Source organism: Chryseobacterium antibioticum, assembly GCF_012927325.1.
Classification (GTDB): Bacteria; Bacteroidota; Bacteroidia; order Flavobacteriales; family Weeksellaceae; genus Chryseobacterium; species Chryseobacterium antibioticum.
Map to the genome: position 1 here is coordinate 100,272 of NZ_JABBGI010000002.1, position 26,813 is coordinate 127,084.

The following is a 26,813-nucleotide window of genomic DNA, read 5'->3' on the forward strand; positions in this document are numbered from 1 at the left end:
GTATGATGAAGAATGAAACAAGAAAGAATGCTTCTTATGTTCTGATGATGATCAATGTACTGGTTGTAATCCTCGTTTCCAGTAATCTGAGATCCCCTATTATTTCTGTATCTCCGGTATTGACAGATATACGGAATGCCCTGAAACTTGATAGCTTTCAAGTCAGCCTGCTTACTTCTATCCCTTTGTTTATGTTTGCCACCTGCTCCGTTTTGGTCAGTAGATTTTCGCACCAATTCAGTATCAGCAGATTTCTGATGTATTCTCTTATTATTTTGAGTTTTGGTCTGTTTTTACGAATTACAGGATCTCTTTGGACGCTTTTTGCTGGGTCTGTGTTCATAGGACTCGGAATTTGTATCGGAAATGTGGTTACTCCTGGCTATATCAAGAATAATTTTCCAAAACAGATCGGTCTTATGATCGGAATTTTTGCGGTTTCCATGAATCTTACAGCGGCGCTGGCCTCAGGTTTCAGCGTAAGAATCGGTGAATGGACAGGTTTTGGGTGGCGAGGTTCTTTGGGAATCTGGCTGGTGATTGCCGGACTGGGGCTTTTTGTCCTGATTCTTGAACTGATATTTAATAAAAAGAATCCCGGGCAGACAAAAGCAGCATTAAGTGTTTCAGATTTTAATATGTTTAAATCTGCACAGGCCTGGAATATCAGCATCTTTATGGGGCTGCAGTCGCTGTTTTATTATTGCATGATGTCTTGGTTACCGTCATTTTTGACCGATTATAATATGCAGGGTGAAAGTACAGGATGGGTATTGTGTGTTATTCAGATCACCATGATTCCTATTACTTTCTGCGCCCCGATTATTGCCGGAAAAATGAAGGACCAGCGAATTCTGGTTGTTCTTATCTGTGTTTTAATGTTCGCAAGTACGATGATGTTTGTATGGTTGCAATCTCAATGGATCTATGCTAATGCAATGATTATTGGTATTTCTAATGGGTTGTCTTTCAGTCTGTCTATTCTGTTCTTTTCGACAAGAACAAAAAACAGTGCTAATGCTGTAAAAATATCCGGAATGGCACAGTCTGTAGGCTATCTGATCGCAGCGTTCGGGCCTCCGGTCTTCGGAAAGCTGCATGACTGGGATGTTTCATGGAAAAGTTCTTTTTACTTTTTAAGTTTTGCTGTCATCCTGATGTTCTTTTTCGGAATGAAGGCGGCGAGAAATAAATGTGTTGAAGATTAAAAAACATAAAAAAAAGTCTCTTAAAGAGACTTTTTTATTTAATCCAGGAATTTTCTATTAAAGATTTTTTTTAAAGAATGCTTCCAGTTTTTCAAAAGGGATTAATTCCGTTTTATCATATAGATCTACATGTCCTGCTTTCGGAATATAATACAGCTCTTTAGGTTCGGCAGCAAGTTGGTAAGCCTCTTCACTGAATTCTTTGGAATGTGCCTGGTCTCCTGTAATGAACAGCATTGGTCTGGGAGAAATGGTTTCTATATCATTAAACGGATAGAAATTCATAAACTTGGTATTGCTGCTAAGGGTTGGGTGGGTCGTCAGCTCCGGTGAACCGCCTTTTGGGGTATATTCTCCCCTAGAAGTCCTGTAAAAATCATAAAATTCGCGCTGGATGGGATGGGTATCTTTGTCCAGTTGGTGAACAGTTCCGCTCGTATATTGGGTTTTTCCGCCTGTAAATTCTATGTAACGCTGTTCTGCCGCATCTGCAATTATTTTCTTTCGCTGTTCAAGACTTTGGGAATGATTCAGTGCATTTCGGCTGGCCGCTCCCATATCATACATACTTACCGTTGCTATGGCTTTCATTCTGGGATCAATTTTGGCTGCGCTGATCACGAAACTTCCGCTTCCACAAACACCAATAATCCCTATTCTATTTCTGTCAATAAATGATCTTGTTCCCATAAAATCAACGGCGGCGCTGAAATCTTCAGCATAGATATCAGGCGCAACTGCATTTCTCGGTTCTCCGGCACTTTCTCCCCAAAAGGAAAGATCAATTGCCAGGGTAACAAAACCTTTTTCCGCCATTTTGGATGCATACAAATCGGCACTCTGCTCTTTTACGGCACCCATCGGATGTCCTACAATGATGGCAGGGTATTTTTGGTTTTGGTTATAATTTTCGGATATAAAAAGATGTCCGGCAACCTCCATATTGTACTGATTTTTAAAGGTGACTTTATAAATAGCAATACTGCTGTTCACTTTAAAAGTAGTGTAGTGGTCTGCGGTGATTTTTTCCATTTTATTTTTTTCTGATTCTGGATGATGCTTTTTTACGTTCTGTGACACCATTTCCCCTGAAAATAGAAGACATAGGATTATTGCCAATATTGATTTTTTCATAATTAATAAATTGATTTAATGATTTTTGCCGGAACTCCCCCTACCACAGTGTCATCAGGGACATCTTCTGAAACGACCGCCCCGGCTGCAACTACAGCATTTTTCCCAATAGTAATTCCAGGAAGGATGGTAGCTCCGGCACCAATCCATGCTCCTTTTTTTACGAGAATAGGTTTTGTAATGAGTGCTCTTCTGTCTTTGGGATCCAGCGGATGATTTTCTGTAATCAGGTTTACCTTAGGACCAATCAATACATCATCTTCTATGGTAATTCCGCCCATATCCAGAAAGGAACAAGCATGGTTGATAAAAATATTTTTCCCAAGGGTAATGAATTTTCCGAAATTGGTGTAAAACGGCGGAAATATTGTTGTGCTTTCATCGATTGTAACACCCGTAATTTCACCAATATAATCACGCACCTGGTGTATGTCTGTGGCATTATTAAGCTTCTGAGACCGTTCAATTGTTCTGTTTACTATATCATTAATCATATAATATTCAGGATCGGGAGGATGAATAATTTCACCTTTTTTTAGTCTTTCTACTATGTTTTTATTTTGCATTTTCATCTTTTTAGTACAAAACAAAATTAAAATAAAAGCCCCACAAAGACATCTTTGTGAGGCTCAATTAACCTTTCTGAGAAGCTCATATTTTCATGATAAAATTAAGCTCTCCATTTATTTACGTTTACCCTAAAGTCATACCCTGGAAGAATTGGTAGGAGCGATGACCAGATGTCGAATGCAGCACAGGGGAGAAAATTAAAAGCGAGATGTCTTCGGGAGGGAAATCTTCCGATAAAAAATAAGAACAGGCGGATAATTATATATCGGATGGCGAAAAACCATATTCTTTTTTAAAAGCTGTGGAAAAATGATATGAATTTTTAAATCCCACTTCTATATAAACGTCCTGTACTTTTTTATTTTCCTCTTTTAGTTTAAAATACGCAGCTTCGAGGCGTTTTTTAATCAGCCACTTCTGCGGCGTCAGACTGCTTATTTTCTTAAAATCCCGTTTAAATTTGGCAAGGCTTCTGCCAGTATAAGAGGCAATCTGTTCCATGGTAAGGTCATCCGTATAATTCTCATTAAGAAATCCCAGAATATCTACTTTCCAAGGTTCTGTAAAATCGAATAACACCGGATACAAAGCTTCAGAACTGTTGAGAATGGCATAGATTCCTTCAAGCAATTTCAGATGGGCAACACCTTCTGTAGGCTTTATATTGCCGTCAAAATAAGGAGTTAAAGACTGGAACAGGCTGGTAATATCTGGTCGGATCTCAAGTTTAAATATATTTTTTTCTGAAATTGAGGGTTTCTCCGGTAGTTCAGACCTGTTCATTTTGCTGTAAAACTCGCGAAGAATAGATCTTCCAAAAGTAAGCGAGATCCCTTTATATAAATTTTCTCCTACACTATTTTTATACATAATGAGCCGATGATCACGACGGATAAAGCACACTCCCCTGCTTTGATAACAATCTGCTCTCCTCTGTCCTCAATGATCTGCTCTCCGGAATACAGATACAACAGAACATGTTCAGGAGTAGCGTGGATGCATTTTTCGCTGTAATCTGAAAAGCAGGAGAGAAATATACCTGAGTAGTTCAAAGTTCTCAATGTGTCTATCTGTTGCATGCTGTGTCCATTTATTGTTTACTCTTACAAATGTAGTGATAAAGTAGTGGTAAAGATTTGCTGAGAGGCTGAAGTATTGACTTATGTCACTCTTCTCCTGTTACTTGCTCCCATCCATTCATCTTTTTGACATTTGGAACAGTTGCCGGCATTTCCTTCTTCTTTAAATACCGTATGCCCGCAGAATGTACAGGAATAATGACCTGCTTTATTGACTTTCTTCAGGGTATCTTGTAATGATTCCGGCATGATCGGGAGTCCATATTTTACCTCTTGCTCTTCGTAATAAAACACACTGATTTGTCCGGAGCTCTCTACAATAGCGGTTTCTACCTGACCCAGTTGTGAAATTCCTCTTAATCTGAGCTCTGCAAAAAATTCATCGCTGCCTAGGTTTTCCTTCTTAAAGTTTTCAATGGAAAATTCACCGTCACGGATCAGACATATAGAAGTTCCTTCCACCATTTTTTCAAACTTTTTGTTTCTTCCAATAAAAAAAGTGATAATACTGTATAAAAGAATAATGACAATGAATACGAGGATCGAAGAAACAATGCCAACATCTTTGTTAAACATCGGGTCCCCCGCTGCGGAGCCTAAACCGATAATAACGACCAGTTCAAAAACCGAAAGCTGCTTGACTCCCCTTTTGCCTAAAATTCTCAAGCCAATGATAATGGCAAGAAACATAATGGAGGTACGCAGAATGATTTCCAGCAGAAAGGACCATTCTTCATGCCCCATCAGCAATTCTTTCCAGTTAAGTTCCAATAGAAATAGAGTTAGCATAGAAATTAATTTACGAGGAACATCCAAAAAATGAGCCATATGTTATTTGGAAGGTGGCTTCGGAAGCCTCAGCCACCAAGGAAAACAAAAATTGTCGAATAATTTTTAGGGTTTCAGAATTTAATCTAAAGGATATTCTTCACCATCCTGTAAAACAAAACATCTGTCCTGTAATCCGTTTTTAATAATTTCCTCCTGAATAAACTTCCTGTCTTCTTTACAGTGGCTTACAGCTTCCAGATGAGTGACCAAAACGGTAGCATCCGGTGCATATTCACAAACCTTAATCATATCCTGGCTGGTCATAATGATGGGACCTCCCACCGCAAAATTTGCTGCACCACCCGCAACCACAATATGCTGAGGCTTATGTTGATCAAATTCTGCCGCAATTCCTTCATACCAAATACTGTCACCAACAATATAGACGGTTTTATCTTCTATTTTAAAGACAAACCCATTGACATGACCCATTTTCTCCCCTATTTCTCCGGTTCCGTGCTGTCCTTCTGTAATGGAGATGTTTATATTTCCCCAAATAATACTGTCTTTAATGGAAACGATATTCGTAAAACCTGATTCGGCTATCTGTCCTGCAATGATCTCAGGGCAGATCACGGGAATATTTTTATCTAAAAGTTCCACGGCTTTTCCATCCCAATGATCAGGATGAAGATGGGTTACAGCTACCGCATCAATTGCTGACAGTTTATCTTTTAATGTCTCTTCACTAAACGGAAGATCAACCAAAGGGTTCAACAGCTCATTATCCGTCATTGGAATTTTCCCCATAGAATTCTTTTTTCCGAGCATGGGATCGATTAAAATATTTTTTCCTCCGATTTGGAGTACTAATGTGGCATTACGCCATAATTCTAGTTTCATTTTGCTTAATTTTGTCCTGCAAAACTATGGCTAAATCGAAGCTCAATAATAGACGGTTACCAAAAGGTTAACGACAAAAACATTGGATGATGAATTTTAATGAATTTAAAAACTGCGGGCTCAGACGAAGCCTTGATATTCTTTCCGGAAAATGGAAACCACTGATCCTTCAGAATCTTTTTGAGGAGGACCAGGTAAGGTTTGTAGAACTGTGGCGTAAAATGCCCAGAGTTTCAAAGAAAGTGCTTTCGGAACAGTTGAAACAAATGGAGGAAAATCACATCATTCAACGGGTTGAAGTCTATAATTTTCCTCCGGAAGTATATTATAAGCTTACGGATAAAGCAAGGAAATTAGGTCCCATTCTTAATCAGCTGCATGAGTGGGGAAATGATCTTGATTCTTAAAGGCATTCAATACCTCCAGAATATTCTGGTAAATAAAATTTAGCTCTTCTGTAGTCATGCAATACGGCGGAACCAAATACATAACATTTCCCAGTGGGCGCATAATAATCCCACGCTGTAGAAACTCAGCATACAGTATCTTTCCGATCTCATTAAAATAGGATGTATTTTGATCCGTTTTATATTCAAAAGCCAGAATAGTTCCGGTCTGACGTACGTTTTCCACATTTGGATGCTGCGCTAAAATTTCCGTAAAACCTGAATGCTGTCCACTGATACGGTCAATGGCCGTTAACGTTTCTTCCTGTAATAAAAGCTCCATGCTTGCCAATGCCGCGGTACACGCTAAAGGATTCGCTGTAAAAGAATGTCCGTGAAACAGTGTTTTATATTTGTCATCGGATAAAAAGGCATTGAAAATTTCCTGAGAACAGGTGGTAATTCCCATAGGCATTGTTCCTCCGGTGAGGCCTTTTGAGAAACACATAATATCCGGCATTTCCTTAAGATGATTGGCTGCAAACAATTTTCCTGTTCTCCCGAAACCTGTGAATACTTCATCCTGGATCATCAGAATTTCTTTGCTTCTGCAAAATTTCATCAGCTCATCCAGATGTTCGGCCTCATACATCAGCATTCCTGCTGCCCCCTGTACCAAAGGTTCGTAAATAAAACAGGCTGTATCTTCTGCTATACTTTTGATCTGAACTTTTAAGCTTTCCAGATTTTTGGCGTTAGGTGTATCTATAAAAATCACTTCAAAAAGCATGCTCCCGAAAGGTTTTGTCCAGACACTTCTTCCGCTCACAGACATGGCTCCGAAAGTATCTCCGTGGTAAGCATTTCTAAAAGCCAGAATTTTAGTCTTTTCTTTACCTATATTATAAGCGTACTGAATACACATTTTCAACGCTGCCTCCACTGCTGTCGAACCATTATCCGAATAGAAAACCTTTTTCTGATTCTCCGGAAGCAGTTTCAGCAGATTTTCTGAAAGCTGAACAGCGGGTTCATGTGTAAAACCTGCAAAAATAACCTGCTCCAAAGTATTTAACTGTTCAAATACCCGTTCTGCTATATAAGGATGAGCATGGCCGTGCAAAGTCACCCACCAGGATGAAACTGCATCGATATACTTTTTTCCTTCATCATCATATAAATAAACACCCTTTCCTTTGACAATGGGTATTGCATCTCCAGCCGTTTTCATCTGGGTATAAGGATGCCAGTTGACAGCTTTGTCTCTTTCTGCAAGGAGGGACTGTGTTAATGTATTCATCTTTTTTAGAAGTTAGAAGTTAGAAGTTAGAAATTAGAGGTTAGAGATTAGAAGAAGGAAGCTCTGTAAGCCAAGTCGTGGCCCGAACTTCGTATCGCGAAACCAGATTAGCAACAGCTACTCTCCTTCATTTTCATTGGCTTTAGTCCCAGTTTTTCCAACATCTGCATATCTTCTGAAACTCCCGGATTAGGCGTTACCAAAAGCGTTTCTCTTTCTCCTGTAAAGATGGAATTGGCTCCTGCCATAAAGCACCACGCCTGCTCTGTTTCATTCATTTCTATTCGTCCTGCACTTAATCTGACCATTGAGGATGGCATGACAATTCTCGCAGTGGCGATCATTCGTACCATTTCCCAGCTGTCTACCTTTTCGTTATCTTCAAGTGGTGTTCCTGCTACCCTGGCTAAAGCATTGATAGGAACAGATTCCGGATGCTTGGGCATTGTGGCTAAGGTTAAAAGCATTGAAATTCTGTCTCTGTGTGTTTCACCCAATCCGATGATTCCTCCTGAACAAACCGTTATTCCGGCATTTCTTACGTTATTAATGGTATTGATTCTGTTGTCGAAGGTTCTGGTTGAGATGATCTCTTCATAATACTGTTCAGAAGTATCAAGATTATGATTGTAAGCGTATAAACCTGCTTCCTGAAGACGGACAGCCTGCTCTTCGGTAAGCATTCCTAGCGTACAGCATACTTCCAGCCCAAGTTCATTCACGCCTTTTACCATATCGATTACCCTGTCAAAATCCCGGTTGTTACGGACTTCACGCCATGCTGCTGCCATACAGAAACGGGATGAACCGCTGTCTTTTGCTTTTTGGGCATGGGCAATCACGGTTTCCGTAGGAAGTAATGCCTGCACTTTGATATTGGTATGATAACGGGCAGCCTGACCACAGTAGGAACAGTCTTCGGGACATCCTCCTGTTTTGATGGATAATAAAGTGGAGATCTGTACTTCTGAAGGATCATGCCATTCCCGGTGAACCGTTGATGCTTTATAAATCAACTCCAGTAATGGTTGGTGGTAAATTTCTTCTATTTCTTCTTTCGTCCAATTGTTTCTGATGGTTGTTTTTTTGTCCATTATCATAAATTTGTTTTTGTTAATTGTTCTGCGGCAGTTTTAATGCTGACTTTGGTTGGCTGGTCGATCTCAGGAATGTGGATGATTCTGGTTTCTCTTTTAATAAAGTTACAGATCACTCTTTCGGTATCCGGAGGGAAATTTCCGTTGAAAATCAGATATTCCAGCTTCAATTTTCTTTGTTTTAAGGCCATGATGGAAAGTAAACTGTGGTTAATGCATCCTAAATAATTTCTTACGACTAAGGCTACAGGAAGATTAAGCCTTTCTATAAGATCTATCATAAAAATCTCATCCGAAAGCGGGACCATAAGCCCTCCTGCTCCTTCTACGATTAGTTTATTATCTGTTTTGGGAAGCTGAAACTGATCTAAACTGATTTCTATATTTTCTTCTCTGGCAGACTGATGCGGAGATGCAGCCAGTTGAAGACGATAGATTTCCGGATGACAGACGGTATTCCCTGTCCACGATTCTATTTTATGGCTGTCCGTATAATCGAGATCCCCGGATTGTACGGGTTTCCAGTAATCTGCTTTAAAATATTGTGTTAAAACGGCAGAGCATACGGTTTTCCCTACTTCAGTGCCAATTCCGGTGATAAATAGTTGATTCATTTAATGTTACAGGTTGCTGGGTTTTGGATATACTCGTCTTAAATAAATCCTTTAATAATTCTCGTTAGTGCTACAATGTCCTCTTCTGTATTAAAGCTGTGAAGGCATATTCTGAGTCTTTCAGTCCCTGCTTTTACAGTGGGACTATAGACGGCGTAGGTTAAGAAATTATTATCAGATAGTGTTTTCTGTAAACTTCTTAATTGTTGATTATCTGGCATCAATACGGCCTGTATCGGGCTCAATTCTGAAGGTGGGGTTTTAATATTTTGATTACTGAAAGTTTCAATATTCTTTTGAAGTCTTTCTGACAGTTCTGGTTTTTGCTTTAAGAATTCATAACTTGTTTGAATAGCCATCCATAAAAAATCCTGAGCAGCAGTGGTATAGATAAAAGGAGATGCAAAATTCACTAAATAGGATTTTATGGTTTCATCACACAAAATAGCTGCACCATGGGCTCCTAAAGCTTTTCCATAAGTCATTACGGCGGCAAAAACATCATTCTGTAACTTATATTTCTCAATCAAACCATATCCGAAAACACCGAAAGCATGGGCTTCATCTACAATAAGCGCTGCATTATATTTTTTGGATAAAGCTGCAATTTCCTGAATAGGTGCAAGATCCCCATCCATTGAATAGAGGCTTTCTATAGCAATATAACACGGCCCGGTCTGCTTTCTCAGGATATTTTCCAAATCTTCCAGATCATTATGCCTGAATTTTAATTTCTTTGCATGAGACATCCGGCACGCATCATGAACAGAGCGATGGATTTGTTCATCAACAATTATCGTATCATGACGGTCCGGGAGCGTAGAAAACAAAGCCAGATTGGCATTATAGCCGGAAGAAAAGAGCAAAGCTGCAGGATATTGATGCTGTTCGGCAATATAATTTTCCGTTTCAGTCGCTGTGTTGGTGTTTCCGCTGATCAATCTCGAGCCGGAGCTTCCTGAAAGAAGCTGAGGGTTTTCCTGAACCTTCAGAAGCAACTGTAATTGAAGTTCTTCGTTTCCTGCCAAGCCAAGATAATCGTTGGAATAAAAATCAATACCATTAAGTTTGGGCTTTAACGTTCTTAATATTCCTGCTTCCTTTCTTTTATCGAGGGCTGCCTGAAATTTTTTAAGCATAGTCTAATTGAGTAACTTCTTCAGCTATCGCATTGATCCACTCATCATGCAACTCTTTTTCTATCGTCAGAATATTTTCTGCATGTTTATTCCAATCTGGAGAAAATTCATTCAATTGATTAATCATTTCTTCAAGATGCCCCTCTTCTTCCAGGATAATAGATTTCACCATAATTCTCGAAGATTCTTTGGTTAAAATATCCTGGTAAACTGGATAGAGCTCGTCTGCCCGGACTTCAATAGCATAAGTCACAAAAAGGTAAGCTGCAAATTTCAATTCTTCTTTATTCAGGTCAAAGGCCGTCTGAAGATATCTGCAAGCCTTAACATCTAGTGAATGAAGATATTGTCGGGTTGCAATTGGAGCCAGAAGTTCATCTGCTTTATAAGTTTTACACAATTCTGGATCTATTTTTCCAATCTGTTTTTTCAAATAATAAGCATGGCGGTGTTCTTCTGCAGCATGTTTCAGCTGAATCAGAGTTACTGAAACCGGATGTTCACACTTTGATATCTTTCGGGCGCCCGCATTTTCCATGAATGAAAGCGTATTCAGCCATTTGGCATGGGTTACGCCATCCTGTACAATTCTTTCAAGCAATTGTTGAAATTCCATAGATTTTTATTTTGAACCAAAATTAGTATATTGCCGGACTGTTAAAAGGTGCCAGTTTTAATATTATGGATAGTCCGGTTAAAATTCCTTATCAAAGTTTTATAGAAATTGACAGAAATTCAGAGACTTCGATCTATATGCAGATTGCGAATCAACTGATCAATGCTATTCAACGGGGCTTTTTACCTTATGGCACCAAGCTGCCAGGAACCCGGACATTCAGTGAAGTTCTGGAAATCCACCGGAATACGGCCGTCGCGGTTTATGATGAATTGTCTGCGCAGGGCTGGGTAGAAAGTCTTGCGAACAAAGGAACATTTATTATCGGAGAAAATCAGGAAAAGCCTGTAACAGTTAAAGATTTTGAGAAAAACAGCCTTCAGAATTATCCTGAAACCACAGGTTTTTCGTTTAAAACTTCTAATATTTTAGATAATCCTTTTGAACATTCGGACTGTGAGTATGTTTTTAATGATGGTGTTCCGGATATCAGACTGACTCAGATCGGGCAGCATTCAAGGTTTTACAGCTCTATTCTGAAACGAAAATCCAATCAGAAAATGCTGGGGCATTACAATCATGATGGCAGTGAATTTTTTAAAGAACACTTGTCACATTACCTTAATCTATCCCGCGGACTGCCTATTTCAAAGAACAATCTTCTCATCACCCGAAGCACGGAAATGAGTATCTATATCGTTTCCGAAATTCTCCTTTCCGCAGGAGATACCGTATTGGTAGGTGCTTTGAGTTATTTTTCTGTGAATATGATTTTCCAGAAAGCGGGTGTCAATATTGTATCTCTGCCAATAGATGAAGAAGGAATTATCGTGGAAAATGTCCGGGAAGCCTGTAAAAAACAGAAAATCCGGATGCTTTACCTTACCCCGCATCACCACTATCCTACTACTGTTGCGTTAAGTGCACAACGAAGGCTTGAACTGCTGGATCTTGCCCATGAATTTGGGTTTATTATTTTGGAAGATGATTACGATTATGAATTTCATTACGACAAAAGTCCAATTCTTCCATTAGCAAGTGCGGATACGAAAGGGATGGTGATTTATATCGGATCTTTTGGAAAATCATTGGCTCCTGGATTCAGGACCGGTTTTATTGTGGCTCCGGAAAATCTGATGGCTGAAATGAGGAAATATCTGGGAATCATTGACCGTCAGGGGGATATTTTAATGGAAAGAGCCCTTGGTGAAATGATTGAGGAAGGGGAAATACACCGGTATCTGAAAAAATCGTTAAAGATTTATCAGGAAAGACGCAATCACTTTGCAGAACTTCTTAAGGAAAATTTAGACGAATTGATACAATTTCAAAAACCCTCAGGAGGACTGGCTTTCTGGCTGGAATGGAATGTTCCCGTGAATCTGATGCAACTGAGCCGGAACTGTGCGAAGAACAATCTGTTTATTCCTAAAACACTGCTTTACCAGACCAAAAATCTTACGGCAATGAGGCTGGGTTTTGGAAATCTCAACGTTGAGGAAATGGAGAAGAGTATTGAAATCCTTTCTGGGCAAGTGAAAAGATTGTTATAAAAATTATAAACCACAAAAGTTTTCTTGAAACACTTAAGTTATTTAAAGTTTAAAAGCCTACTGTAAAAAAGGACACTTAAGTTTTTGTGAAAATCTTTGATTTTCTTTACTATAAAAGAAAAAATATACCTGATTTCTACAACAAAGAAAATTTTAAACGATTAGGATTATTAAGCTTTTAAGAATATTAAGTTTTAGTTTCGCTTTAAGGCGTACAACCTAAAAAAATCATTGATTTTTTCTTAACTAACCCTACTATCTTCACTTATCTTAATGTTTTAATAAGCGTAGGACGAGAATTGGTTGTCATATTACTAGGCGGCAGATTTTAATATTGATAATCAATGCGCAACAAGTAAATTATAATAAATTTCCCGCAGATTACACGAATCCCGCAGATAATTGAGGTATATAAATCTGTGAAATCTGTACGATCTGTGGGACAAAAAACAAAATTATTTGTAGCCGATTTTGAATGATAAAAAAAGTGTAATAGTTATGCTACACTTATCTAAAATTTTTTGTTTTTTTAATTGGAGAGAGTCAATATCTTCACTTTCTTTTTCTTGGGTTTCTTCTTTTTTCTGTTCAGATAAATAATGAATCCTGTGATGGGAAGTGAAGCTGCAATCATGCCTGCAAAAAGGTATACAATCCGGCCTGTCATTCCAAATATGCTTCCTGTATGAAGGTCATAATTTCTTTCTCTTAATGCGGTTCCATTGCCGATGTCTTTATCTTTGTAGGATTGATGCTTTAGTATTTTCCCTGAGTATTGATCAAAATTGAACTGCTCATTTTGATATTGTTTATCACCATAGGTCACCTCAGCATAATAAGTCCCTTCTTCTGTTTTCGGAAAGCTGATGAGTGCAGATTTTTTATCAGCCAGGCTCTTTTCTACTCTATCCCCTACAATATTCAAGATGTTTTTTTTGTCTGAAGATTCTTCGAAAGGAATAGTACTTTTAGCTTTCTGTTCAGTTTTCGTCTTTCCGTTCAGTGTTTTTTTGACCCATTTATCTACATCTTCGAAATTCCATATTAGCGCTGCATAGGAAATAAGACATAATGGAATGACGGCATAAAATCCTAAGACATTGTGCATATCATAATTAACTCTTTTCCATTTGGCTGATGTCTTGATCATAAACATCCCTTTGAGTGCCTTCTTATTCATTTTACGGGGAAACCAGATGACCAGTCCTGAAAAAAGCATGACAGCCAATATCAGTGTAGAATATCCGGTAATGGTTTTACCAATTTTTTCACCCAATAAAAGTCTGCGATGAAGATCCATCACGATTTCAAAAAAATCATTTTTGGCATTTTCAACCTCAAGAACTTTTCCTGTGTAAGGATCTACATAAACCCTATAATAATGAATGTAGGAACCCCAATAGGTTAAAGCTTCATTATCCATTTTAAGGGAGCGGAACGCATAGCTTCTGGAGGGATCTGAGGATATTTCTACCCTGCTTACCTTAAGACTGTCCGGAAGTGCCTGTTCAGCTTTTAGTTTAAGATCGGAAAACTGCAGTTTTTCTTTTTTAATGTTTTTGACGAAATATTTTTCCGGGTGTAGGGCATGTTTCAGTTCTTTTTCAAAAGCGAGAATACACCCTGTTACTGCCATTATCACAACTATAAGCCCGGACGTTAGTCCGAGCCATAGATGTAATTGATATGCTGTCTTTCTTAGTATAGAATTCATATTAAAACTTAAGAGTAACCTCCGCCACAAAGTTACGGGGCATTTGGGCTACTATAACACCCTGTCCTGCGAAATACTGCACATTTCCTAAATTATTCATTTTAAATCCTAATCTGTATCTTTCTTTTTCAAGAGATACGGAAGCGTTCACTAAAGTATAAGCAGGGAATATAAACTGTCCGGTAGTTGCATTGTCTACAGTAATCTGTTCACCCACGCGGTTTACTCCAAAACCTAATCCGAGACCTGAAAGTCCTTGGATCGGCAATATGTAGCTCACCCATGAATTGAATACATTAGCCGGACCTGAAGACGATGGACGACGGCCATCTACATTGGCAGCAGCTTTTACAAACTTACTGTCGTTATAAGAATATCCCGCCATAATGTTCAGCCCTTGAATCGGGTTCAGGATGGTTTCAATTTCGATCCCTTTACTTCTCTGTTCTCCGTCCTGTATCGTTACATTATAGGGCTTTCCTTCACGATTCACAACATCTGCTCGTAACATATTGTCGACCAGAATATCATAATATCCTACCGTGAAATTCACTCTGTTTCTCCAAAGATTTCCTTTGAATCCTACTTCCCACTGATTAGATCTCTGCGGTTTGAAATCTCCACTAAAGTCTGCAAGCGGCTGAGCAACCGGAGCTACATTACTGAAACCATTCATATAGTTAGCATAGGCAGACAGACGGTCTTTGAAGATCTGATAGGATAAACCAAGTTTTGGAGACAACGCATTCTGATTGAATGTCCCCGTATTGGTATTCTTAACCAGATCAAGCTGTCCTTTGCTTTCATAATGGTCAAAACGTAAACTTAGCAAAGTAACCAAACGGTCTGTAATATATACCGCATCAGAAATATAAGCTCCATATATATTGCTTGATGCTGTATTTCTTACTAAAGGTGCTGTAGAAGTCTGAATTTTTTGTAATGCTAAATCTCTGGTTATATTTCCATAGGCTCCTGTTATTGGCAGTTCCACTGGCGCTGTAGGATTTCTAGGATCAATGTAATCAAATACAACAATTGGAGAAAGGTTATTGTTCAAAGACTGGTTTAAATAATCTAATCCGACAAGAACTTTATTTTTGATTTTTCCTATTTTAAATTCCCCGTTAAAGTTCTGCTGAATGCTGGTAGACGCTCCTTCACCATTCTGCCACTGTACATTACGCTCCAAAAGGTTATCTGTAGCTCCTCTCATGAACTGATACTGATAGAGTCCTTCCGTTTTTCTGTAATTTCTTGAGATCAAAGTCTGAGAACTCCACTGATCTGAAATTTTGTAATTAACCTCAGCTTTTACATTGATGGAAGGTGCTTTTAAGGTCATATCATTATTGGAATAAGACCTCTTCCAGTCATATCCAAGCTCATCCGGCGTGGTTGCGATGAATGCCCTGGTTCTCGGTAAAAAGATAATCGGTGTATTCGTTCCTTCATAGGTGTAAATCTGGGCTCCCAAATTAAATTTTAACCGGTCATTCACCTGGTAACTGAATGTAGGAGCGACAAACATGGATTTTCTGAACTCTGAATCTCTGAATCCGTTCTGATACTGATACGCAGCATTCACACGGAATAAAGTCTTCCTTGAATCCGTGATTGGTCCGTAAACATCAGTCGTCACACGGTTTAGGTTATAACTTCCCAAAAGATACGAAGCTTCTCCTCCGAAATAATCTTTAGGCTTTTTCGTTACGACATTAATTAATCCTCCAAAAGAATTGACTGCGCCTCCGTATAAAGTTCCGGAAGGTCCTTTGATCGCGTCGATACGCTCAATATCCGCCGGATCAATTTCTGAGTTGGTGGTCGCAGGAACACCATCTACCATAGAAACCCTGGTAGGGAAACCTCTCAAATTGTAGTAGAAACTTCCGTCTCCCGCTCTACCCGCACTTCCCTGCATTTTCACAATACCCGGAACGTTTTTTAAAGCGTCAGACATATCATAAACCAACTGCTCTTTCAGGATCTGCTGGTTGATACTTGTATACATTTGAGGATTTTCAATGTTTCTCAAAGGCATTTTAGAGATCGAAGTACTGTCTCTGTCCAGAAATTTATTTCTGCTCACGGCGTATACCGTGATCCCTTCGATGACGTTGTTTTCTACTGAAGTGTAAATCACCGGAATTTCAAAGACATCTTTCTCAATGTGGATCGGCTCACGCATTAATTCAATATCATTTAAAACCACCTGAAGCGTATATTCTCCCGGTGGCACATTATCAAAATAGTATTCTCCTAAACTGTTGGTCTTAGCCTGATACGGCGTATTGACTAATCTTAAAAGCGCATTCTTCACGGGCACTTTTTCAGACAACATGATCTTTCCGTTGACGCGTTCATTCTGCTGGGCAGAAACAAATAATGGAAGACCGACAAGAAATAAAAGTAATATAGGGGTTTTAAATATTCTCATGCTGTAAGTTTTGTAACAGGGGGTAGTTTATTTTGCCGTTTTGTGATAGTGGAAATGATTCTATGTGTTCGGTGCGTACGTATTGCGGATTGATGCGCAGCTTATTCTTAATGGTTTCCTTAACGATCTCAGGATCAATCTCGATGTTGTCATACAGAACAATGATCTTTTTATCATTGCCGTTTAGACAAACAACTGTATTTCCTTCCAGTTCATTTTTAAGGATAAACTCTACCTCATCCAGGTTGAGACGGATCCCGAAAAGCTTCATGATCCGCTTGATTCTTCCTGTGATGTAGTACAGTCCGTTCTGCCCTCTTCTGCCTGTATCTCCTGTATGAAGAACCTTAGGCTGCTCGTAGGTAGAAAGATCTTCAAGCTTGTTGGCATACCCTCCACTGATGCTTGAATGTAAAAAGAGCAGTTCATCCGTTTCAGGATCGATCTGGAAGCTTCCTCCGTGTACAGGAGTTCCGATAGACGTTTCTTCTTCAAGGAGTCCATCTGTGGTAAGATAAGCCATTCTTCCGCCTGCTTCGGTTTGTCCGTACTGAGCGAAAAACTGTTTTTCAAACTCATGACAGTAGTTGAAGATGGTTTTCCTCAATTCAGCATTGATCACACCTCCCGTATGGGTCATATACCTCAGACTGGTGCTGTCTTTTCTGAAGAATCCGATTCTGTTCAGGTTTTCGTACAGATAAGGAACACCTCCCAGCGTGCTGTACCCATACGCTTCCATTTCGTCCCAGAATGCTTTCTGCATGATGTCTTTGTCCGTACATACTATTCTTCCCGCACGCATACAGTTGGTGGTAAAAATAGAAAAACCGTACACGAAATTAATTGGTACGTTGAGCGGAACTACATCAGATTCCAGGATAGGCATGTATTGAAGGATGCTCACGGCATTCTGATAAAGGTTTTCATCTGAAAGTTTTACCAGTTTTGGAACTCCGGTTGTTCCGGAAGTACTTAAAAGGATCTTGATATCAGGATGAATCGTCACTTCCGGCTGGTAACCTTCTTTAGCAAAGATTTTCACCGTTTCCGAAAATTCCTTTAACGAATATCCCTGAACCTCATCTCTTGAGGGATCAAAGATATATTTGGGACGGTATTCCGCTTCCAGACGTTCTTTAAATTCCGGATGCAGTTTCTGTCCCAAAACAGCAATGGCATGTGCCGTTCCATAGAAATTGAGGAGCACCTCAATGCTGGATACCTGATTGTCATTGTACAAAAAGATCAATCCTTTTTCTACAGGATTGAGGCCTAAAGACCGGTACAGCGTTCCAACCGGCGTGGAAGCACCGGTGGAAGCATCTGTAAACAACAAGTTCTTGTTGGCAATTACATTTTCTAAAATTTTCATATACTTAGTTTTCTACGAGTACATCGTATTTTTTCATTTTTTCGCGGATCTTTCCGACGGTTCCCATTTCAAGGATGTCGTTAAAGTCAAACTTGACACGGTAGAACTGCTCCAAAGCTTCTACAATAAGCAGATGCGACATGGAATCCCATTCAGGAATTTCCTGATAGGTAAGGTTTTCGTCTACCAATTCTTTTTTCACAGCAATTGCTGATGCGATAATTTCATAAAATTCGTCTGTTGTGTGCATTTTAAATTTTTATAGTTTTCCATTTACCATTTTTGAAGATCATGAGGAACAGTACAGCCAGTACGATTTCCGAAGAAACAATAGCTGTAAATATTCCTTTCAGTTCCCATTGAAGTCTTACCCCAAGCAGGTAAGCTAAAGGAAGCTGAATCACATAGAACATGATCATGTACAGCAGGGTTACCTGCATAATATTGCCAGCCGCATTAAGCGCACGGCTGATCACCATTGTAAAGCCTAATAAGAGATAAGCCATAGACACTACATGGATGTATTGTACTGCATATCTTGCTACTTCAGTTTCCTTGGTGAAGAACGTCACGACATATTCCGCAGCGAACTGCCAGAATATAGCAACTACTACCAGATAAGTCATATTAATTCCTCCGGCTCTCCATACCGTTTTCTCTGCTCGGTCCGGGTTTCCGGCTCCTAAATTCTGTCCTGTAAGAACTCCTGCGGCATTTCCTATTCCCCACGCAGGCATCGTCGCAACAGAAGCAATTCTCTGCGCGATAATATATCCTGCAAGAGCTGTCGTGCCGAAGGTGGCGATGATTTTAACCATGATCAGCCAGCTTGAAGCAGGAATAATATACTGAACCAGCCCGCCAAAAGTAATTTTCAGTATTTTCTTAATTAAAGGCAGATCAAGATGAAATTTCACCAGGATATTCACGCTGGTTTTACGTGTAAGAAGGATAAAGAACTGATATAAAACCGCCAGTAACCGGGATAATATGGTAGCATACGCCAACCCCATTAATCCGTAAGCAGGAATAAAACCCAATCCGAAAACAAGAATTACCGCAAAGACCATACTGGAGATATGACAAAGCCAAAGCGACTTCATCGCCAGATCTGCATCCCCTGCTCCCCTGAAAAGACCATTGATAGACAGACGCAGAATCACCAGACCGATACTCAGAAAGACCAGCTTGGAAAAAGGAAGCCCATTATCTACAATTCCTGTATTAAATCCAAGGAAACTGATGATCTCACCGGCGAAAAGAAATGACAAACCGCCAATCAGTAGTGCAAAACCAGAGGCCAGCAATATGATGTAATGGGCAGTCCGGCTCATACCTTCCTGATCTTTTTCTCCTGCTCTTCTTGCCGTCAGTGTTGCAGCAGCGATACCCAAACCAATGGCAATTGCATTGGCAAAATTGATATAGTTATCTGCGATTCCCACCAGTCCAAGGACCTTATCTCCCAATCTTGCAATAATTAAAAGATTGATACTGACAAAAACAGATTCCATCACGAGCTCCATCACCATCGGAATGGCAAGGCTGAAGATAGAACGGTTGATACTCCCTGAAGTAAGTTCTACTTTTTTTCCCGCTAAAGCTCCGTACGCAAATACAGAGCCTTCTTTTACAAGATGCAGAAACTTTCTCATACCGTCGCTACAGAGTTTTTATTCGCAATCTGATACAAAGGATTAGGCAGTGCGCCGTCTTTCTTTGGAATAGCAAATGCTTTATTTTCACTGTAGCCGTTGTTTTTCAAACGAAGACTGTTGATGTAGAACCTTTTGAAGGTAGGAACATACAGATCATATTTTTCATAACGCTCATTCAGATGAGGATTATGGTTTTTGTAGTTTTCTATACACTCATGAACAAGCGTCCAGAAGGTCTCTTCCTTAAAATTGGAATGCGTATGCAGAACATTGGATAAATATCTGAAGAACGCATCAAAAACACCCAAAAGAATAGACAACGGAACATTTTCCTTGTTGGAAGATTGAATCAGTCCGTCTGCCAGATGATCAGGAAGTTTCTCTCTTGCTTCTGTGGTCAGGACAATATCATCTACAAAATCTTTGATCACAATTCTCCGCGGTACTCCGTTTTTCAATACGACCATAATGTTTTCTCCGTGAGGCGTTACACAAAGAGAATAGGTATAATAGATGTGAAGGAGCGGTGTAAGATAGGCATCCAGATAATCTTTGATCCATTGCTGAATACTGATTCCTGCCTGTTCTGCAAAAGCCTGTACCAATGGAATTCCATGTTGATCTACAAAAAGCAGGGAAGCCATGGTAAACATTTCTTCGTCTTCCTGTAAATAGTTGGAAGCACTTTCGCGCCATAAAGCCCCAAGAAATTCATTGTATTGATAAGGAACACCGGCAATAGCACTGTATTGAGGATGCAGGTAAGCAATAGAAGCTTCTTCTCCTAAAAATATGGTTCCTTTTGTTTCAAGATAAGCGTCGCCTTTGATTAATCCTTTTACCCAATATGTTATAGAAGGCGCAATTTTCATCTGCTTAGGCGACAGTCCTCTGATGTTTCCTGTACTTAAAATAGAAACAGCCGTTTTCAGATATCTTTTTTCAGGATGAACTGTATTGAACAAAGTCCTGATGCTCTGTTGCGGACTGTAGATATCATTTCCTTCTCCTAATAGAATTAAAATACCGGATGCAATATCGCCTGCAAAATGAATTTTCAGTTTATTTTGCCACTGCCACGGATGCACGGGAATTAAATTATAATCATCAGGAAACTTTCCGGAATCAATCAGTCTTTGTTGAAAAGCCTGATACAATTCGTCTCCAATTTCAGAACGGTAAAATCCTTCCTGATCTATATGCTCCAGCGACTGGAACGCTGATCTGTCCTTATGAGCAGCCAGCCATAAGACTTTTAAATCCTCTCCTGCTTCCGGAGCAAACGTTTCAAGATCGGTAGGAGAAAATCCTAATCTGCTTTTGTTAACGATGACCCACGGATGTCCCGTCATCTGATGTTCTACGGTCTGGTAATTACTTGATGCCAGTTCTTTTGAAGACATAACGCCTCTGGATAAGATGAGTGCATCGCAGTATAACGTATGCAGCAATTCTTCGGTATATCTCGCCAGCGTATTGGCATCCAGATCAAATACGGTCTGCATTTCAAGAAAGAACTGTGGAATATTCAGCGCTGAGGTTGGTACGCCATTCTCTATTCTCACGATACTTTCCGTATCAATGTGCCAGTAATCCATCATCCTTTCCTGTCCGCGGAAAATATATTCTATAGTTGAGATTCCGGTCTCCAGTTTGAAGACCGTAAATCCTTCTTCGTCCTGAGTAACGGCAACAGGTTTTAACCGTTCTTCATGCATTAACTCCGCAATCGTTTTGGCCATAAGATCTCTGTTGGCCTGTAGCCAGATTTCCTGGCTGATGGTATTATTTTTTAAGTTGGTGTTCATTGTTCTGTTATATTTTGACAGTTGATACAGCAGCGTGTTTCTCTACATCAAAATCCTGGAAAGCAATTTTCTTTTCGATTTTATAATGTTCTCTTCCCAAAATGTCATTGATGATATAGGAATTACGGTAGGCCGCCATTCCAAGATCGGTAGAAATGTAGCTGTGGGTGTGTACTTCTGCGTGAAGCACGTAGATTTCACCGCCATTATGGTCTATCGAATAATTCCTGTTGACCGCAAATAAACCTGTGGAATCTCTTTTAATTCTGGACTGAATATTTTTCAGGAAAGTAGGTTCATGATAACGGTATCCTGTTCCTACCACCAGATAATCAGCTTCCTGTTCGTAAGGGACATCCTGCTCCAATTGGGTGAACTCAAGGGTTAAATTACCAGGATTGCTGTTATCTACTCTATCGAGCTGGCTATTTGGTATGATCGTAAGGTTTGGATCAGCATTATCAATATTCAGGTCATAGATGAAATCATAGATCTGGTTGATGAGGTCGTAATTGATTCCTTTAAACTGAGCCTGCTGCTTGCTTAATATTGATTTTCTTGCTGCTTCATCCCTGCTGTAGAAATAATCCACATAATCAGGAGAAGTCAGTTCAAGCGTCAGTTTTGAATATTCCATAGGGAAGAAACGGTCCGGACGTGAATACCAACCCAATTGGGTGTTTTCATCACGGCTTTGCAATAAATCATAGAAAACCTCTGCCGCACTCTGTCCTGAACCGATCACGGCAATTTTTTTACCCTGAGCTAAAAGTTCTTCCTTACGGTACAGATAAGAGCTTGTATGAAGAATACGAGAATCCTCTTTCGGAATAAACGAAGGAATATGAGGCTGTGTCCCTGTTCCCAGGATCAGTCTTTCTGTTCTGAAAACCTGTGTTTCCTTAGTCTTGGTATGAACAGTTGTAATTAAATACAATCCGTCTTCATACACAATATCAACCACCTGCGTTGAAAAACGGCACTGTGGAAGCTGGCTCACCACCCATTGACAGTAACGGTTATATTCTTTACGCGGAATGAAAAAATCTTCCCTGATAAAGAATTTATACAGTCTGTTCGTTTCTTTCAGATAGTTCAGAAGGCTTAAAGGATTCGTAGGATCTGCCATGGATACGCAGTCGCACAGAAAAGGTGTCTGCAGTGTTACGTGGTCGATCATCAATCCCGGATGCCAGTCGAAACTGTCTCTCTGGTCAAGGAAAAGTGTTTTTAATTCAGAAATCGGATTGGATAAGGCCGCAAGTCCCAAATTAAAAGGACCAATGCCTATTCCGATCACGTTATATATCGTGTCGTTATTCATGTTCAGTGATTTTTACGGTGAATTCTACGTCTTTGTTTTGTGGGAATTTTTCCCAGTACCATTCTCTGTAGCAGAAATTAAGGTTGGCTTTTTTATGAGGCATTTCAATGACTTTATCTACTTTGAAGCCTACATGAGCTTTATTCATCATAGAAGCCAGAGAATCTACCGAGCCTTCCCCTACCATTTTTCCAACCTCAGGTTGGGCAAATACATAATCTACCATAGACTGTGTGGAAGGAGAAACGTATTTCTTCTTCGGATCTGTGGGTGCAATAAATTGGTGGGTTCCATAATCGGTAGGCAGTACATCGTAGTAATCGCCCACAATATCTCTGCATGGCCAGTATACCTCAATATTACATGTAGGTTCTCCATTGCTTAAGACAATGTAGCTGTGTGCTTCATCACCCGGCAGCATTAAACGGTAATAGGTTTCCAGCTCGTCAATCGGCCAGTTCATTTGCCAGATTTTGATCGCATGTTCACGGTTAAACCACTCATGAAGCATTTCAAGATCATTATCAAGGTCAACAGGTCTCATCGTAACCGTGACATCATCTTTCTGGAAATAACGCTTGAAGAAAGCTTCTTTTCCTTTTGGATGGATCAGCTGATCTGAGAAATAATGATAATGAAGAAGATTCGGAACTTTAGCGTAAGAAATGGCTGCAGCGCTTGTAATTCCGTCAATTTCATTGGCAACGGCCTTAAAATTGGTTTTTGTGCCCCAATGACGGTTTTTAAGTGCATAACGGGTGAAATCTGAAGGCATTTCCTGATGAACCTGTTCAAAATGGTTGTGCAGAATATTGATCAGTGTTCTTTCTTTTACCCATTCTGTTTTCCCTAATGACGCCACAAGTGCTGAAAGATTGCTCACCAGAACATGGTAAGAAATTATGTCTAAAAGACGTTCATCCCTGATGAAAAGATCTTCAATTTCAGGATACATTTTGGAAAGTTCCGTATACTGTTCTCTTGCGCTTTCTCTTAACAAATATCCCTGTGCATCTCTTACAAAAAGAGTCTTTGGCAGCAACTGATCATCCAGTTGAATTAAAAGATTCTGTTGGTGTGCTTCAGGAGCCATGCCGTATTGGCTGTATAAATGGTTTAAAGGAGCAATCAGTAAGTGAATATATTTTGCAAACCAAATAGTAACCGATTCTTCAGGACTGGTTCCTAATTTTTCAGAAACATCTGTAAAGAATTTTTGGATAAAATTTTGTCTGTCTGCAGGCTCATCCTGACACAATCTTGCTAAAAGAAGTATTTTATCTTCCGGCTGGAATGGATTTTCACGGATCAGCAGATTAAGGCTTTCAATATTTTTATCCTGATGATAAACGCCTAATGTTACAGGCTCTAAAAGCAGTTTAAACTGATTGAAATCCTTTTCAAATGCTGCTCCAGCATGTTTTCTCCATAAAGCCGATGCATAGCCTCTTTTTAAATCTTTCTCCGTGTTGATCCTTATTGATCCTGTTAAAAGTACATTTAACGAAAACTTAGGCATCCATGGGATATTTGGGCTGTACATACTTCTGATGGAAGAGGTTGAATAAAATTCTTCCCCAAAAGCTCCGATATGGATTAAAGTACGGTCTTTGATCATTTCCGCTCCTTCTTCGATAGACAAAAGATAAGTAGCTTCCCACGGATGACACGGAACCGTATAGAAATCAGAAAGTTTTTCACCTTCTTTAAGATATTTCGCTTCAAGATCTTCCGGTATTGAAACCATAGTCTTCAGAAATTCGTTGTAAGGTTGCTCCAAAACCGACTGTTCCTGAACACAGCTTTTATGCACCAGAAAATACTCCAGCTGAATTCCTTTATTGAATTCCGGGCCATACAGAAGCTGCTCTTCTCTGGAGAATCCCATTCTCGCTTTTGTGAAAGGATGAAGATTGTGTCCCACAGGAAGCTGCTGTTCAGATTCCAGGAAAGAATACGTTAGATCATCCTGATCCTGTAAACCTTCCTCCATGATCATTTCCAGATTTCTTAAGCTGCTGTGAATTCTTTTGGTAAATAATTCAAGCCCTTTTTCACTGAACTGCTCAGAAAGTTCGCGGTATACCAGTTCGGTAAGCTGATCAACATTTGGCTCATAAACCTTCTGATTATTATGATCAACCACCCATAAAGGCGATCCGTAATTGTGGAAAGCACTTTCAGAACGGTAAGAAACCGGAGCGAATAAAAAGATCTCGCTTTTCTTTAATTCAAATCTGATATGCAATGGATATGTACTGTTTTCCAGTGCCTGAGCTGTAAGGACATCGTATTTCGGAACGCCCTGATAGAACTTTCCGTTTCCAAGCTCACGAAGCATTCCGTTCAGCAGGATTCTAATCGTGATTTGCTGTGCTTTTTCTGTAAGCTTAGTTGGCTGTACCAAAGTCTTCTCCATGCGATTGTATTGTATTTAAAATTTGGTGAACATCTTCTGTTGTGGTGATCGGGTTCAGGAAAGTAAACTTCAGGTAGAAATTTCCATCTACTTTAGTACTTGCCACCAGAATTTCCCCGCTGTAGAAAAGTTTCATTTTGATATGCTGGTTCAAAGCATTCAGGTCTTTAATATCAGATCTTATATAACGGAAAACCAGAACACTCAGATCTGTATCAGAAAGCAGTTCGAAATGAGAGTTTTCCGTGATCATAGACGCTACATCTTTGGTAAGGTCTATCACCGTGTCTGTATATTCTGCGAGCTGTTCTTTGCCCATCATTCTTAAAGTAAACCACAATTTCAGAGCATCGAACCTACGCGTACTCTGGATAATGGATTTGTTGATCTGTGCAGGAATTTCCTCTTCATCCATTTCCGCAGGATTCAGATAGTCTGCATGGTGTTTCAGGATTCTTAATTCCCTTTTGTTTTTAACGATGAAAGCACTGCTGCTGATTGGCTGGAAGAAAGATTTGTGATAATCGATTGTCACTGAATCCGCTCTTTCGATACCATTCAGAAGGTAACGGTACTTTTCGCTTAATAATAAAGCACATCCATAAGCCGCATCTACATGCATCCAGATATTGTATTGCTCAGCAACATTGGCGATATCTTCCAGTGGGTCTACGTTTCCGAAGTCTGTAGTTCCGGCCGTGGCTACAATTCCGATAGGAATATTTCCCATCTGTTCTTCTCTTTTAATGTATTTTTTCAGCAAAGTGATGTCCATGCAGAATCTTTCGTCTGTAGGAACTTTCACGATACTTTTTTCGCCTAATCCCATGATAGATGCATTCTTTAAGTTGCTGAAATGGGATTTATCAGAAACAAAAATTCTAAAACGTCCAGCTTCCTGCGGAAGACCATCCAGCTTGATATTATGGTTATATCTCTTCTGAGAAAAGCAATCACGCATCATCACCAGTCCCATCAGGTTGCTCTGTGATCCGCCTGCTGTGAAAACACCGTCGCTTATTTCTGCATTGTATCCTAACTGTTCTGCGGTCCAGTCGATCAGTTTTCTTTCCATGAAAGTTCCTCCGGCACTCTGGTCGTAGGTATCCTGAGAAGAATTGATGGCACTGACAAGGATTTCTCCCGCCAATGCAGGGATAACGATAGGACAGTTAAGGTGTGCCACGTATTGTGGAAGGTGAAAAGCAGTGGCATGCTTTACATATATAGTATCTACCTCTTCAAGTAGCTCCTGGTATGAAGATAGTTTTTGATTAAGGTCTATCTGCTGTACCATGCCTTTCATTTCTTTGGCTCCGATTCCGCTGAAGGGTTTGTCGTTTCTGTGAAGAAAAGTTCCCACAAGGTCTAAAGTTTCTTCGACGGCGGAACGATAATGATCATAATTGTCAGTATGAAAAATATTTCCAAAATTCCCCGAAATGTGAGGTAAGGAAGCGCCCAGTATGTCTCCGGCGGGCATTTGATTGTTGTTCATATACGTATTTGTAAGGTGATTTTTAAAATCAATAAGTTGCGTAAAGTGGTTTAGTACATAGGCGTATGTACTTGATAGTCAAGTTTTTATTTTTTACATTTTTTAAGTTTTTATTTGGTGATTGATAAATTATTCCTAAATTTGAACCGTCTATTGTTATTTAGAATAATTAAAAACAAATATAGAAATTATATTCACACACCAAAT

Annotated in this window: 23 protein-coding genes; 3 read left to right on the top strand and 20 right to left on the bottom strand. The window is 39.6% G+C overall.

What is annotated here, in order from left to right:
- Window positions 1-2: 2 nt before the first annotated feature.
- Window positions 3-1,208, top strand: coding sequence for a CynX/NimT family MFS transporter (locus HHL23_RS02010; RefSeq protein WP_228464560.1), 1,206 nt, complete (start codon window positions 3-5; stop codon window positions 1,206-1,208).
- 57 nt (window positions 1,209-1,265) lie between these two features.
- Here the strand turns inward: HHL23_RS02010 and HHL23_RS02015 are convergent, their stop codons facing one another.
- The 6 genes from HHL23_RS02015 to HHL23_RS02035 form a co-directional block, all read right to left on the bottom strand.
- Complete coding sequence (locus HHL23_RS02015; RefSeq protein WP_169233155.1) at window positions 1,266-2,240, bottom strand: alpha/beta hydrolase; 975 nt, start codon at window positions 2,238-2,240, stop codon at window positions 1,266-1,268.
- 104 nt (window positions 2,241-2,344) lie between these two features.
- On the bottom strand, window positions 2,345-2,908 hold the full coding sequence (locus HHL23_RS02020) for a DapH/DapD/GlmU-related protein (protein WP_169233156.1): 564 nt from the start codon (window positions 2,906-2,908) through the stop codon (window positions 2,345-2,347).
- A gap of 262 nt (window positions 2,909-3,170) precedes the next feature.
- Window positions 3,171-3,782, bottom strand: coding sequence for a helix-turn-helix domain-containing protein (locus HHL23_RS02025; RefSeq protein ID WP_228464564.1), 612 nt, complete (start codon window positions 3,780-3,782; stop codon window positions 3,171-3,173).
- Window positions 3,764-3,991 carry a hypothetical protein gene (locus HHL23_RS22410; RefSeq protein WP_228464566.1) on the bottom strand — a complete coding sequence of 76 codons (228 nt, stop codon included), beginning with the start codon at window positions 3,989-3,991 and terminating at the stop codon, window positions 3,764-3,766. Before HHL23_RS22410 ends, HHL23_RS02025 begins: the two co-directional genes overlap by 19 nt.
- 81 nt (window positions 3,992-4,072) lie before the next feature.
- On the bottom strand, window positions 4,073-4,780 hold the full coding sequence (locus HHL23_RS02030) for a DUF421 domain-containing protein (protein WP_169233157.1): 708 nt from the start codon (window positions 4,778-4,780) through the stop codon (window positions 4,073-4,075).
- Window positions 4,781-4,900: 120 nt separating this feature from the next.
- Complete coding sequence (locus tag HHL23_RS02035; RefSeq protein WP_169233158.1) at window positions 4,901-5,665, bottom strand: MBL fold metallo-hydrolase; 765 nt, start codon at window positions 5,663-5,665, stop codon at window positions 4,901-4,903.
- A gap of 86 nt (window positions 5,666-5,751) precedes the next feature.
- Between HHL23_RS02035 and HHL23_RS02040 the strand changes: the two genes are divergently transcribed.
- Window positions 5,752-6,072 (top strand): winged helix-turn-helix transcriptional regulator, encoded by a 321-nt coding sequence (locus HHL23_RS02040; protein ID WP_228464568.1) that lies wholly within the window; start codon window positions 5,752-5,754, stop codon window positions 6,070-6,072.
- Here HHL23_RS02040 and bioA read toward each other — a convergent pair.
- The 5 genes from bioA to HHL23_RS02065 form a co-directional block, all read right to left on the bottom strand.
- Window positions 6,032-7,351, bottom strand: a complete 1,320-nt coding sequence (gene bioA / locus HHL23_RS02045) for an adenosylmethionine--8-amino-7-oxononanoate transaminase (RefSeq protein ID WP_169233159.1) — start codon at window positions 7,349-7,351, stop codon at window positions 6,032-6,034. The two genes, HHL23_RS02040 and bioA, sit on opposite strands and share 41 nt — an antisense overlap.
- 107 nt (window positions 7,352-7,458) lie before the next feature.
- Window positions 7,459-8,445 carry a biotin synthase BioB gene (gene bioB / locus HHL23_RS02050; protein WP_169233160.1) on the bottom strand — a complete coding sequence of 329 codons (987 nt, stop codon included), beginning with the start codon at window positions 8,443-8,445 and terminating at the stop codon, window positions 7,459-7,461.
- A gap of 2 nt (window positions 8,446-8,447) precedes the next feature.
- Entirely contained in the window at window positions 8,448-9,062 is a 615-nt protein-coding gene (bioD, locus tag HHL23_RS02055) for a dethiobiotin synthase (RefSeq protein ID WP_169233161.1), read from the bottom strand.
- 38 nt (window positions 9,063-9,100) lie between these two features.
- The gene (locus HHL23_RS02060) at window positions 9,101-10,201 is read right to left on the bottom strand and encodes an aminotransferase class I/II-fold pyridoxal phosphate-dependent enzyme (protein WP_169233162.1); all 1,101 of its coding nucleotides are present in this window, start codon (window positions 10,199-10,201) and stop codon (window positions 9,101-9,103) included.
- Window positions 10,194-10,817, bottom strand: a complete 624-nt coding sequence (locus HHL23_RS02065) for a hypothetical protein (RefSeq protein ID WP_169233163.1) — start codon at window positions 10,815-10,817, stop codon at window positions 10,194-10,196. The genes HHL23_RS02060 and HHL23_RS02065 overlap by 8 nt, the downstream gene beginning before the upstream one ends.
- Window positions 10,818-10,882: 65 nt before the next feature.
- On the opposite strand from HHL23_RS02065, the gene HHL23_RS02070 reads away from it, so the two are divergent.
- On the top strand, window positions 10,883-12,370 hold the full coding sequence (locus HHL23_RS02070; RefSeq protein ID WP_169233164.1) for an aminotransferase-like domain-containing protein: 1,488 nt from the start codon (window positions 10,883-10,885) through the stop codon (window positions 12,368-12,370).
- 529 nt (window positions 12,371-12,899) lie between these two features.
- Here HHL23_RS02070 and HHL23_RS02075 read toward each other — a convergent pair.
- The 9 genes from HHL23_RS02075 to HHL23_RS02115 are packed head-to-tail and all read right to left on the bottom strand — an operon-like array spanning window position 12,900 to window position 26,606.
- Window positions 12,900-14,084, bottom strand: a complete 1,185-nt coding sequence (locus HHL23_RS02075) for a PepSY-associated TM helix domain-containing protein (protein WP_169233165.1) — start codon at window positions 14,082-14,084, stop codon at window positions 12,900-12,902.
- Window position 14,085: 1 nt separating this feature from the next.
- The gene (locus HHL23_RS02080) at window positions 14,086-16,524 is read right to left on the bottom strand and encodes a TonB-dependent receptor (RefSeq protein ID WP_169233166.1); all 2,439 of its coding nucleotides are present in this window, start codon (window positions 16,522-16,524) and stop codon (window positions 14,086-14,088) included.
- Window positions 16,511-17,899 carry an AMP-binding protein gene (locus HHL23_RS02085; RefSeq protein WP_169233167.1) on the bottom strand — a complete coding sequence of 463 codons (1,389 nt, stop codon included), beginning with the start codon at window positions 17,897-17,899 and terminating at the stop codon, window positions 16,511-16,513. The genes HHL23_RS02080 and HHL23_RS02085 overlap by 14 nt, the downstream gene beginning before the upstream one ends.
- Before the next feature lie 4 nt (window positions 17,900-17,903).
- Window positions 17,904-18,149, bottom strand: a complete 246-nt coding sequence (locus HHL23_RS02090; protein WP_062646915.1) for an acyl carrier protein — start codon at window positions 18,147-18,149, stop codon at window positions 17,904-17,906.
- Window position 18,150: 1 nt separating this feature from the next.
- Entirely contained in the window at window positions 18,151-19,554 is a 1,404-nt protein-coding gene (locus HHL23_RS02095) for an MATE family efflux transporter (protein WP_169233168.1), read from the bottom strand.
- Complete coding sequence (locus tag HHL23_RS02100) at window positions 19,551-21,365, bottom strand: IucA/IucC family protein (RefSeq protein ID WP_169233169.1); 1,815 nt, start codon at window positions 21,363-21,365, stop codon at window positions 19,551-19,553. Before HHL23_RS02100 ends, HHL23_RS02095 begins: the two co-directional genes overlap by 4 nt.
- 7 nt (window positions 21,366-21,372) lie before the next feature.
- Window positions 21,373-22,689 carry a lysine N(6)-hydroxylase/L-ornithine N(5)-oxygenase family protein gene (locus HHL23_RS02105; protein ID WP_185194846.1) on the bottom strand — a complete coding sequence of 439 codons (1,317 nt, stop codon included), beginning with the start codon at window positions 22,687-22,689 and terminating at the stop codon, window positions 21,373-21,375.
- Window positions 22,682-25,108: a GNAT family N-acetyltransferase gene (locus tag HHL23_RS02110; protein ID WP_169233170.1), complete on the bottom strand. Its 2,427-nt coding sequence runs from the start codon at window positions 25,106-25,108 to the stop codon at window positions 22,682-22,684. Before HHL23_RS02110 ends, HHL23_RS02105 begins: the two co-directional genes overlap by 8 nt.
- Window positions 25,080-26,606 (bottom strand): pyridoxal phosphate-dependent decarboxylase family protein, encoded by a 1,527-nt coding sequence (locus tag HHL23_RS02115; RefSeq protein ID WP_169233171.1) that lies wholly within the window; start codon window positions 26,604-26,606, stop codon window positions 25,080-25,082. Before HHL23_RS02115 ends, HHL23_RS02110 begins: the two co-directional genes overlap by 29 nt.
- Window positions 26,607-26,813 lie beyond the last annotated feature (207 nt).

Excerpts from the sequence above, each read along its gene's own strand:
- HHL23_RS02030 (WP_169233157.1), bottom strand. The coding sequence starts at position 4,780 with ATGCTAACTCTATTTCTATTGGAACTTAACTGGAAAGAATTGCTGATG.
- HHL23_RS02085 (WP_169233167.1), bottom strand. The coding sequence starts at position 17,899 with ATGAAAATTTTAGAAAATGTAATTGCCAACAAGAACTTGTTGTTTACA.
- HHL23_RS02065 (WP_169233163.1), bottom strand. The coding sequence starts at position 10,817 with ATGGAATTTCAACAATTGCTTGAAAGAATTGTACAGGATGGCGTAACC.
- HHL23_RS02060 (WP_169233162.1), bottom strand. The coding sequence starts at position 10,201 with ATGCTTAAAAAATTTCAGGCAGCCCTCGATAAAAGAAAGGAAGCAGGA.
- HHL23_RS02040 (WP_228464568.1), top strand. The coding sequence starts at position 5,752 with ATGATGAATTTTAATGAATTTAAAAACTGCGGGCTCAGACGAAGCCTT.
- HHL23_RS22410 (WP_228464566.1), bottom strand. The coding sequence starts at position 3,991 with ATGCAACAGATAGACACATTGAGAACTTTGAACTACTCAGGTATATTT.
- bioD (WP_169233161.1), bottom strand. The coding sequence starts at position 9,062 with ATGAATCAACTATTTATCACCGGAATTGGCACTGAAGTAGGGAAAACC.
- bioB (WP_169233160.1), bottom strand. The coding sequence starts at position 8,445 with ATGGACAAAAAAACAACCATCAGAAACAATTGGACGAAAGAAGAAATA.
- HHL23_RS02035 (WP_169233158.1), bottom strand. The coding sequence starts at position 5,665 with ATGAAACTAGAATTATGGCGTAATGCCACATTAGTACTCCAAATCGGA.
- HHL23_RS02090 (WP_062646915.1), bottom strand. The coding sequence starts at position 18,149 with ATGCACACAACAGACGAATTTTATGAAATTATCGCATCAGCAATTGCT.
- HHL23_RS02025 (WP_228464564.1), bottom strand. The coding sequence starts at position 3,782 with ATGTATAAAAATAGTGTAGGAGAAAATTTATATAAAGGGATCTCGCTT.
- HHL23_RS02010 (WP_228464560.1), top strand. The coding sequence starts at position 3 with ATGATGAAGAATGAAACAAGAAAGAATGCTTCTTATGTTCTGATGATG.
- HHL23_RS02015 (WP_169233155.1), bottom strand. The coding sequence starts at position 2,240 with ATGGAAAAAATCACCGCAGACCACTACACTACTTTTAAAGTGAACAGC.
- HHL23_RS02110 (WP_169233170.1), bottom strand. The coding sequence starts at position 25,108 with ATGGAGAAGACTTTGGTACAGCCAACTAAGCTTACAGAAAAAGCACAG.
- HHL23_RS02080 (WP_169233166.1), bottom strand. The coding sequence starts at position 16,524 with ATGAGAATATTTAAAACCCCTATATTACTTTTATTTCTTGTCGGTCTT.
- HHL23_RS02105 (WP_185194846.1), bottom strand. The coding sequence starts at position 22,689 with ATGAATAACGACACGATATATAACGTGATCGGAATAGGCATTGGTCCT.
- HHL23_RS02070 (WP_169233164.1), top strand. The coding sequence starts at position 10,883 with ATGGATAGTCCGGTTAAAATTCCTTATCAAAGTTTTATAGAAATTGAC.
- HHL23_RS02095 (WP_169233168.1), bottom strand. The coding sequence starts at position 19,554 with ATGAGAAAGTTTCTGCATCTTGTAAAAGAAGGCTCTGTATTTGCGTAC.
- HHL23_RS02115 (WP_169233171.1), bottom strand. The coding sequence starts at position 26,606 with ATGAACAACAATCAAATGCCCGCCGGAGACATACTGGGCGCTTCCTTA.
- HHL23_RS02020 (WP_169233156.1), bottom strand. The coding sequence starts at position 2,908 with ATGCAAAATAAAAACATAGTAGAAAGACTAAAAAAAGGTGAAATTATT.
- bioA (WP_169233159.1), bottom strand. The coding sequence starts at position 7,351 with ATGAATACATTAACACAGTCCCTCCTTGCAGAAAGAGACAAAGCTGTC.
- HHL23_RS02100 (WP_169233169.1), bottom strand. The coding sequence starts at position 21,365 with ATGAACACCAACTTAAAAAATAATACCATCAGCCAGGAAATCTGGCTA.
- HHL23_RS02075 (WP_169233165.1), bottom strand. The coding sequence starts at position 14,084 with ATGAATTCTATACTAAGAAAGACAGCATATCAATTACATCTATGGCTC.